General features: G+C 62.7%; 8 protein-coding genes, 1 tRNA gene and 1 pseudogene. 9 read left to right on the forward strand and 1 reads right to left on the reverse strand.

Annotated elements, in window-relative coordinates; genetic code table 11:
* Positions 1 to 211 (forward strand): annotated as a pseudogene (locus tag T281_RS15065) (hypothetical protein); the annotation flags it as partial.
* 189 nt (positions 212 to 400) lie between these two features.
* A complete protein-coding gene (locus T281_RS18910; RefSeq protein WP_155955288.1) occupies positions 401 to 652 on the forward strand; it encodes a hypothetical protein in 252 nt (83 codons plus the stop codon).
* Positions 653 to 1,260: 608 nt separating this feature from the next.
* Here T281_RS18910 and T281_RS15070 read toward each other — a convergent pair.
* Positions 1,261 to 1,962 carry a hypothetical protein gene (locus tag T281_RS15070; protein ID WP_037241181.1) on the reverse strand — a complete coding sequence of 234 codons (702 nt, stop codon included), beginning with the start codon at positions 1,960 to 1,962 and terminating at the stop codon, positions 1,261 to 1,263.
* A 167-nt stretch (positions 1,963 to 2,129) separates the two neighbouring features.
* On the opposite strand from T281_RS15070, the gene panB reads away from it, so the two are divergent.
* From panB to T281_RS15105, 7 genes are all read left to right on the forward strand, one after another.
* Positions 2,130 to 2,999, forward strand: a complete 870-nt coding sequence (gene panB, locus T281_RS15075) for a 3-methyl-2-oxobutanoate hydroxymethyltransferase (RefSeq protein ID WP_037241183.1) — start codon at positions 2,130 to 2,132, stop codon at positions 2,997 to 2,999.
* A gap of 134 nt (positions 3,000 to 3,133) precedes the next feature.
* On the forward strand, positions 3,134 to 3,853 hold the full coding sequence (locus T281_RS15080) for a DUF2659 family protein (protein WP_052037555.1): 720 nt from the start codon (positions 3,134 to 3,136) through the stop codon (positions 3,851 to 3,853).
* A gap of 103 nt (positions 3,854 to 3,956) precedes the next feature.
* The gene (locus tag T281_RS15085; RefSeq protein WP_162173191.1) at positions 3,957 to 5,252 is read left to right on the forward strand and encodes an outer membrane protein assembly factor BamB family protein; all 1,296 of its coding nucleotides are present in this window, start codon (positions 3,957 to 3,959) and stop codon (positions 5,250 to 5,252) included.
* A 190-nt stretch (positions 5,253 to 5,442) separates the two neighbouring features.
* Positions 5,443 to 6,837 carry a ribosome biogenesis GTPase Der gene (der, locus tag T281_RS15090; protein ID WP_037241190.1) on the forward strand — a complete coding sequence of 465 codons (1,395 nt, stop codon included), beginning with the start codon at positions 5,443 to 5,445 and terminating at the stop codon, positions 6,835 to 6,837.
* Entirely contained in the window at positions 6,834 to 7,310 is a 477-nt protein-coding gene (locus T281_RS15095) for a DNA polymerase III subunit chi (protein WP_052037557.1), read from the forward strand. The genes der and T281_RS15095 overlap by 4 nt, the downstream gene beginning before the upstream one ends.
* Positions 7,311 to 7,365: 55 nt before the next feature.
* Positions 7,366 to 7,441 (forward strand) — tRNA-Ala (locus tag T281_RS15100).
* A 75-nt stretch (positions 7,442 to 7,516) separates the two neighbouring features.
* Positions 7,517 to 7,825, forward strand: coding sequence for a hypothetical protein (locus tag T281_RS15105; protein WP_155955289.1), 309 nt, complete (start codon positions 7,517 to 7,519; stop codon positions 7,823 to 7,825).
* The last annotated feature ends 75 nt before the right edge of the window (positions 7,826 to 7,900 follow it).

Here is a 7,900-nt window from a genome sequence, read left to right on the forward strand (position 1 = left end):
GCCCGAACTCAAGCGCGAACTTGAGGCGCAGGGCCGCCCCGACATTCTCATCGTGGCGGGCGGCGTCATACCGCCGGACGATTACGACGCGCTTTACAAGGGCGGCGCGGTGGCGATTTTCGGCCCCGGCACGAACATCGTCGAAGCGTCAACGGACCTGCTCGGCAAGCTCAACGCGCATCTAGGGTATACGAAGCTCGCGGCGGAGTAACCGATCTCAGCGCTGACGTGATTTTGGCATCGCGGCCCGGTCGGCTAGCTCAGCACTAGCTCGCGAGCGGAGCCCGTTAATCGCGCGGCAACAGAGCGGCGAGTTGCGTTCGCGGCACCTTTACGACCTTCGACTTATCATCGGCATGGCAGTCGAATGCGCGGCTGCGATCGCAGGAGGTGCGAGGTCATGACGAGAACGGCCGCTTTTCTTGTTTTGGGTGCGCTGCTGGCTGCGACATCGCCCGGCATCGGCGACGAGGCCGACGCGTCAGGATGGCGCTCGAAACGTGCTCACGCGACAACCGCCTACAGTGCGCCAAGAGCGAGACATCTCTATTGGGTCTACCGCAGCCCGCGCTTCGTCCCGCCTCCGCCCGCGCCGGAATACTTCACGTTTCAGTGTTGTCCTACGAACCGCGTCAACACGCACATGTATTGACGATCGCCGCGCCGGCAAAATTGTTCCAGCCTCTGCATGAAGGCGTGCAAGCGGTCGCGGTGGCGTTTATCTCGCCGCAAACCAGCCCGATTAACGCAGGCTGAGCCAAGAGCCGCGCGCTGCTGGAACGGCCAAAACCGCAAGCGCCGCGAGCGGGTGCCGCGACGCTGCTCCCTAGGTGCAGTCCCATGCTGTGATGATGTATTGTTAACGTCACACGCCGCGACGCTGCTCCCAAGGGGAGCCGATAAAGCCTGAAGACTGCGGTTTTCTGGAACGCGCGCGATCAGCAAGATGCACGCGTTCCAACTCTCGTTCTCGCCGCTCGTCCGATAGCCGCGTTCGCGTGAGGCAGTTGAGCTCTGGTTAAAGCGTCGCGCCGTAAATCAGACGCGGCACGACGCTGTAAGTTCTGTCTTCATCAGCTTCTCTGCGCCAGATGGGGCCCCGATTTACCTCCGGCCGATCTTTTGCAGTGAATTTTACATTTGTTTCAGGCCCGCTGGTGGCACCGTCATCACATGTAAAATTCGAAACTAATCAATTGATTACTAGTACTCTTGAGGCGCATACGCTTGATGTGGGACCAAACGTACGCGCCAGAGCGACTAGTAGCGCGGGCCGTCGAAGCGGCGAAGCGGCACGCGGTCGTCGTCATAAGGGCGTTCGAAACGCGTGTAGCCGTAGCCTTCGTAGCGCGGGCGGTGGCGATAGAAATACGGCCGCGGATATTCAACCGTCCGATAGCCGGTCTCGTAGCGGACGCGCTCGCGATAGGTGTCGCAGCCATGGCCGCAATATCCCGACCTCACGCGCTTGTACCAGCAGAACACGCCGCAATCGTCACCGCAGCCGCGATCCCGGCACCGGTATGAACTCCCGTCATATCGGTCACGCCAGCGATAAGGCCGGTAATAGGGCCCGCGGTGCGAGCGGCGCGCGCCGTTCGAATACACGTTCACCGTGCCGTAGTTGTTTTTGATGTAGACCTGCGAATTGCCGCCGCTGAAATAGCGCCTGCCATAGGACCGGCGCGGCTCGCATGGATAATCCCAGCCACAACCGCGATGCGCCCTTTCATAACGCGGATAGCCATAGCGATAAGCGTAACCCGAGCCATGGCCATAGCCGTATGCGTTATTGTAGCGGTAGTCGTATTCCTCATCGACCTTGATCACCGAAGACTTGGCGTCAATTGTCTGCGCAAGGCCCGACGCCTGCGACAGAGGAACAGCCTTCGCTTCGACCGTCGCCTGATAGGCGACACCCAACGCGAAGAGCGTCAGCGCAGCAAACATGCGCCTGATCATGAAACCCTCCGGACATAACTCCAACTTTCAACGATTTTTCCTAAAACTCGATGCAAGCACCAGTTTATTTTGAAAACTCGGTTAATTTTCGGCAGCGCCCCGCTCTTGCATATTTCCCGCGCACCCCATTTCCGCTATTCACGGCCTGTCACTCCAGGGAACGAACCATGTCACAGCATTCCGTCATCCGCCGCGTCACGGCTCCGGACATCCGCGCGAAGAAGGGCGGCGACAAGATCGTGTCGCTCACCTGCTACCACGCGCACACCGCGCGGCTTGTCGATCCGCACATGGATTTCCTGCTCGTTGGGGATTCGCTGGGGATGGTGATGCACGGGCTTGAGACGACGGTGCCGGTTCCGCTCGACATGATGATCATGCACGGCGCGGCGGTTGTGCGCGGCTCACGGCATGCGCTCGTCGTCGTGGATATGCCGTTCGGCTCCTATGAGGAAAGCCCGGCGGTCGCGTTTCGGAACGCCGCGCGGATCATGAAGGAAACGGGCTGCGGCGCGGTGAAGCTCGAAGGCGGCGCGCGCATGGCGGAAACAGTCGCGTTTCTTACGCAGCGCGGCATTCCGGTGATGGCGCATATCGGCCTCACGCCGCAGTCGGTGAACATGATGGGCGGCTTCAAGACGCAAGGGCGGCGGCAGGAGGAATGGGCCGCCATTGAGGCCGACGCAGCGGCGGTCGCAGAGGCGGGCGCGTTCTCAGTCGTGCTTGAAGGCATGGCGGAGTTGCTCGCGGCGAAAATTACGCGCGCGGTCCCGATCCCGACCATCGGCATCGGTGCTTCGGCGGAATGCGACGGCCAGATCCTCGTGCTCGAAGACATGCTCGGCCTCTCGCCTACGGTGCCGAAGTTCGTGAAGAAGTTCGCGGAACTCGGCGCGGCCATCGAGGACGCGGTGAAGGATTACGCAACGGAGGTGCGGGCGCGCCAGTTCCCGGCAAAGGACCACGTGTACGCCATGGCAAAGCCTGCGGACGAGAAGCCGCGAGTCACGAAAATGTCCAAAACAAAGCCCAACTGATCGGGCAGTTTTTCGTGGAGAAGCGCGCGTTTTTGACCGCTGCGACAGGGCGTGCGCGGAAAGCCGCTTCCGCTGAAGCGGGCGCTGCCCTATCTGTTGCAAAACGGTGACATCATAATGAAGGCAGAAACGCCATGAGCAGTGACGAGAGCTTTATCCGCGAGGTCAACGAGGAACACCGCCGCCGGCAGACCGCGGTGTTTTTCAAGAAGTACGGTATTTATATCGGTATCGCGGCACTGGTGATCGCCGCCGGTGTCGGCGGATATAAATGGGATCAGGCCCGTCGCGCGGCGGATGCCGCCCGTGGCGGCGATGCGCTCGTCACCGCGATCACGCTTCACGAGGATGGCAAGGAGGCGGAGGCCGAAAAGGCGCTCGCCGACCTCGCAGGCTCAGGCCCCGGCGCCTATCGCGTTCTGGCGCGTCTGCATGCGGCCTCCGAATCGCTTGCTCAAAAGAAATACGATCAGGCCGCCGAGGATTATCGCGGCGTAGCCAGCGACGAGAACGCACCGGCGACGCTCCGCGATTTTGCGCGCGTGCAGATCGCTGCGCTCTCTGTGGATAAGGAAAGTTACGAGTCGCTGTCGCAAACCCTTGCCCCGTATCGTTCGGGAACGAGCGAATGGCGATTCGCCGCCAAGGACGTTCTGGGCGTCGCCGCCTTCAAGGAAGGCAAGCGCGATGAGGCCGAACGTATTTTCGGCGAGATCGCAAGCGATGGTGCAGCACCGGCCGGAATGCGGCAGCGTGCACAGATCATGCTGGCACTTCTCTTCGACCAGCCGAAGGCGGCGCAGGCCGGACAAACGGGGACAAAGGACGGGGCGAATGAAGCGAAAACACAATAGCGCGCGTTACGGCCGTCGGTTTTTGCTTGTTTCAACCCTCAGTGTTTTATCCGTCGCGACGCTCTTGGGCGGGTGCGAGTCGGTCGGCTTGAGCGAGCCGAGCATGCCGAGCATCTCCTCCGTCACGTCGGTCTTCGACAAGAAGCAGGAGAAGCTGCCCGGCAAGCGCATGTCCGTTCTCGGCGGTGTCGAGGACAAGGGAAGCATCTCCGCCGCCGAGGTGGCGAGCCCCGTCTCGCTGCCACCGGCTGTCATGAACGTATCCTGGAGCCAACCTGGTGGCGTTGCCACGAACGCGCCGGGCCATCTCGCCTTCGGGCAGGATCTGCGCACTGCGTGGACCGCATCCGCGGGCGAAGGGTCGTCCAAGCGCATGCGGCTGACGGCCATCCCGATCGTCTATGACGGCAAGGTTTACACCCTCGACGCCGAGGGCACCATTCGCGCCATCTCGATGGAAAGCGGCGGCACCGTTTGGCGGATGAGCACCGTGCCCGAGGATAAGGCCGGGTTCGACATCATGCGTCCGTTCAACGGCAACAATCACTCGCGCGCCGGATTCGGCGGTGGGCTTGCGGCAGACGGCGGAAAAATTTACGTGGCCACCGGATTTGGCACGGTCTTGGCTCTCGACGCGGGCACCGGCGCGCCCGTCTGGACGAAGAAAATTCTCATCCCGATCCGCGAAGCGCCGACAGCCGCCGATGGGCGCGTCTATATCGTCAACGCGGAAAGCGAGCTTTTCTGTCTCAACGCGAACGACGGCTCGGAATTGTGGACGCAGAAGGGCCTGCCTGAAAACGCAGCCGTGCTGACGAGCGCAAGCCCTGCCGTTTCCGGCAACCTCGTCTTCGTGCCATTCCCGTCAGGCGAAATCACCGCCATCGACGTGAAGACCGGCGAGCCGAAGTGGACCGAGACGCTCGGGAAGACCGATATCACCAATTCGTCGGCCGCCATCGGTGAGGCAGCGCGCCCCGTCGTGGACCGCGATATGCTGTTTGCCATGAGCCGTGGCGGGCAGTTGATTGCCACGTCGAAGGACAAGGGCCAGCGCATCTGGACGCGCGACATCCGTGGTTCGCAGACGCCGTGGGTCGCGGGCGACGCGGTGTTCGTGGTCGATGCGTCGGGCAAGCTGATCGCGCTGAACCGCAAGGACGGCAAGGCGCGGTGGGTCACGCAGCTTCCCGGCGACGGGCGCTGGAGCGGTCCGGTCCTCGCGGGCGGCAAGCTGTGGCTCGCGTCATCGAAGGGACTGTTCGCGGGCGTCGACGCCTCGACCGGCGAAATCGGCACGCAGACCGATCTCGGCTCACCGGTCATGATCGCCCCCGTCGTTGCGAACGGCAAGCTCTTCGTGCTGACCGACAAGGCGCAACTTATCGCAATGAACTAACCAGGCGTTCGGCGAGGCGGTTCATTCCGCCTGCGCCCGCGCGGGTTCGCACGATGGGGCGCAAGCCTTTCATTGTTTCCATTCCAGTCCGAAAATTATCCTGCCGGTTCCGCATGACATGCTATGACGTTGACGATCAGCGCGCGCATGCGCAGCTTTGCATGGTCAACTCACTGAGGCAGTCACGCCGATGGCCTACACCGTCGCCATCATAGGCCGTCCTAACGTCGGCAAATCCACGCTTTTCAACCGGCTTGCCGGCAGGCGGCTCGCGCTTGTCGACGACTTGCCGGGCCTGACGCGCGACCGCAAGGAAACGCAGATCCGCATCAACCGCCGCGACGTGGTGCTTACCGACACGGCGGGCCTCGAAGACGCGGAGCCGGGCAGCATCGCCGCGCGCATGCGCGAGCAGTCCGAGCAGGCCATCGCGGAGTCCGATCTCATCCTGTTCGTCATCGACGCGCGGGCCGAACTGACTTCGGTGGATCGCGGCATCGCCGACCTCGTGCGCAGTTCGGGCAAGCCGTTCATCCTCGTGGCGAACAAGAGCGAGAGCCGCGCCTCGGATGCGGGCTATTACGGCTCCTACGAACTCGGCCTCGGCGAGCCTCTGCCCGTTTCGGCGGAGCATAATATGGGCCTCGGCGACCTCATCGCGGAGGTGACGAACCGGCTCGACGAAATCGCGACGGCACGCGGTGACGAGCCCGAGCCGGAAGACGACGAACTCACCGAGGAGCAGGCGCGCGCACGGCCCCTGAAGCTCGCCATCGCCGGGCGGCCGAACGCGGGCAAGTCCACGCTCGTGAACGCGCTTCTCGGCGAGGAACGCATGATAACAGGCCCCGAGGCGGGCCTCACGCGAGACGCGATCGCGGCCGATTTCCAATGGCGTGGCCGCAAGGTTCGGCTTTACGATACCGCCGGCCTGCGCCGCAAGGCGCGCATCAACGTGCGCTCGGAGACGCTGGCCGTCGGCGACGCGTTGCGCGCCATCCGCTTCGCCGAAATCGTGGTGCTGCTTCTGGACGCCCAATCGCCGTTCGACAAGCAAGATCTCACCATTGCCGACCTCGTGGAGCGCGAGGGGCGTGGCCTCGTCTTCGCGGTCAACAAGTGGGATCTCGTGCCCGAGCCGCAGGCTTATCTCGCCGAACTCAGGAAATCCGCCGAGCGCATTCTGCCGCAGCTTGCGGGCGCGCCGCTCGTGCCGGTGAGCGCGATCTCCGGGCGCGGCCTCGACAAGGTGATGGACGCTGCATTCAAGGTGAACGAGGCCTGGAACAAGCGCATCTCGACCGCGGCGCTCAATCGCTGGTTCGCCACTGCCCTCGACAAGCATCAGCCGCCCGCCGTCGCGGGACGTCGTCTCAAGCTCCGGTACATCACGCAGTCGAACGCGCGCCCGCCGACATTCATCGTGTTCTCGTCGCGGCCCGAGGCGCTGCCCGATTCCTATCTGCGATACCTCGTCAACGACCTGAAGAAGTCTTTCGGGCTTGGGCCATCGCCCGTCCGCCTGCATGTGCGCAAGACGAACAACCCCTACGCCGACGAGGGCGGGAGGTCCGGCAGGAGATGAGCGACGGCGGCGGGGCCGAAGCGCGCCCCGAGTTCTGGTTTTATCATCTGGAGCGGCAGCCGCTTCAGGCGGTGTTGCCGGTTCTGGTCGAGAAGACGCTTGCGCGGGGCTGGCGCGCTTCGCTGCGGTTTTCAAGCGCGGAGCGGCTCGACGCCATCGATACCGCGCTCTGGACGTATCGCGAGGAGTCGTTTCTCCCGCACGGTACCGCGCGCGACGGCCACGCCGACCGCCAACCCGTGTTCCTCACGCTCGAAGATGCCAACCCGAACAACGCTGAGGTGCTCTTCCTTCTCGAAGGCGCGTGCGAAAGCGAGCCGGAGCGTTTTGTCCGCGTGATCCGGCTTTTCGACGACGCCGACGACGAGGCGAAGGCCATCGCGCGCGATGAGTGGCGCGGCGCGAAGGCGGCGGGGCGGCCGGTCAGCTACTGGCGGCAGGAGGAGAGCGGCGGGTGGAAGAAGTTTGCCTGAAGCCGGGCTTCGCGCCTTGACAGACGCGCGCGCCTGCGCCTAAATGAGCCTCGAAGGGGCCATAGCTCAGTTGGGAGAGCGCTGCAATCGCACTGCAGAGGTCGTGAGTTCGAATCTCATTGGCTCCACCATTAAAATCAAGCACTTAGCCTGAATCCAAAATCCTGTTGATCCTCTGTCACACCCACGTCACAGAGGCTCAAGAAATGGCTACGATCACAAAGAGACAAGGCCGCTATTCCGTACAGGTTCGATGGACAGGCTTCCCCTCGCTCAACAAGACCTTCTCCCAGAGAAAAGACGCTGAGACTTGGGCTCGACAAAAAGAGCTTGAGATTGAAAGAGGCGACTTGCCTGTTGATCATCGCTCCAGGCTCAAGGGGCTGACACTGGCGGCTCTGATCAAGGTGTACCTGGAGAAGGTCACGGCGAGAAAGAAGGGCAAAAGCCCTGAAGGTTATTCCTCACAGCCTTCCAACGCCATCCGGTTGCCTCTAAGCCGATTGCAGAAGTGACGACAGAGGACTTCGCCAAGTACCGAGACGAGCGATTAAAAGAGGTGCAGCCTCAGACGGTCAAAAGGCAGCTTG

The sequence above is a fragment of the Rhodomicrobium udaipurense JA643 genome, assembly GCF_000636015.1.
Classification (GTDB): Bacteria; Pseudomonadota; Alphaproteobacteria; order Rhizobiales; family Rhodomicrobiaceae; genus Rhodomicrobium; species Rhodomicrobium udaipurense.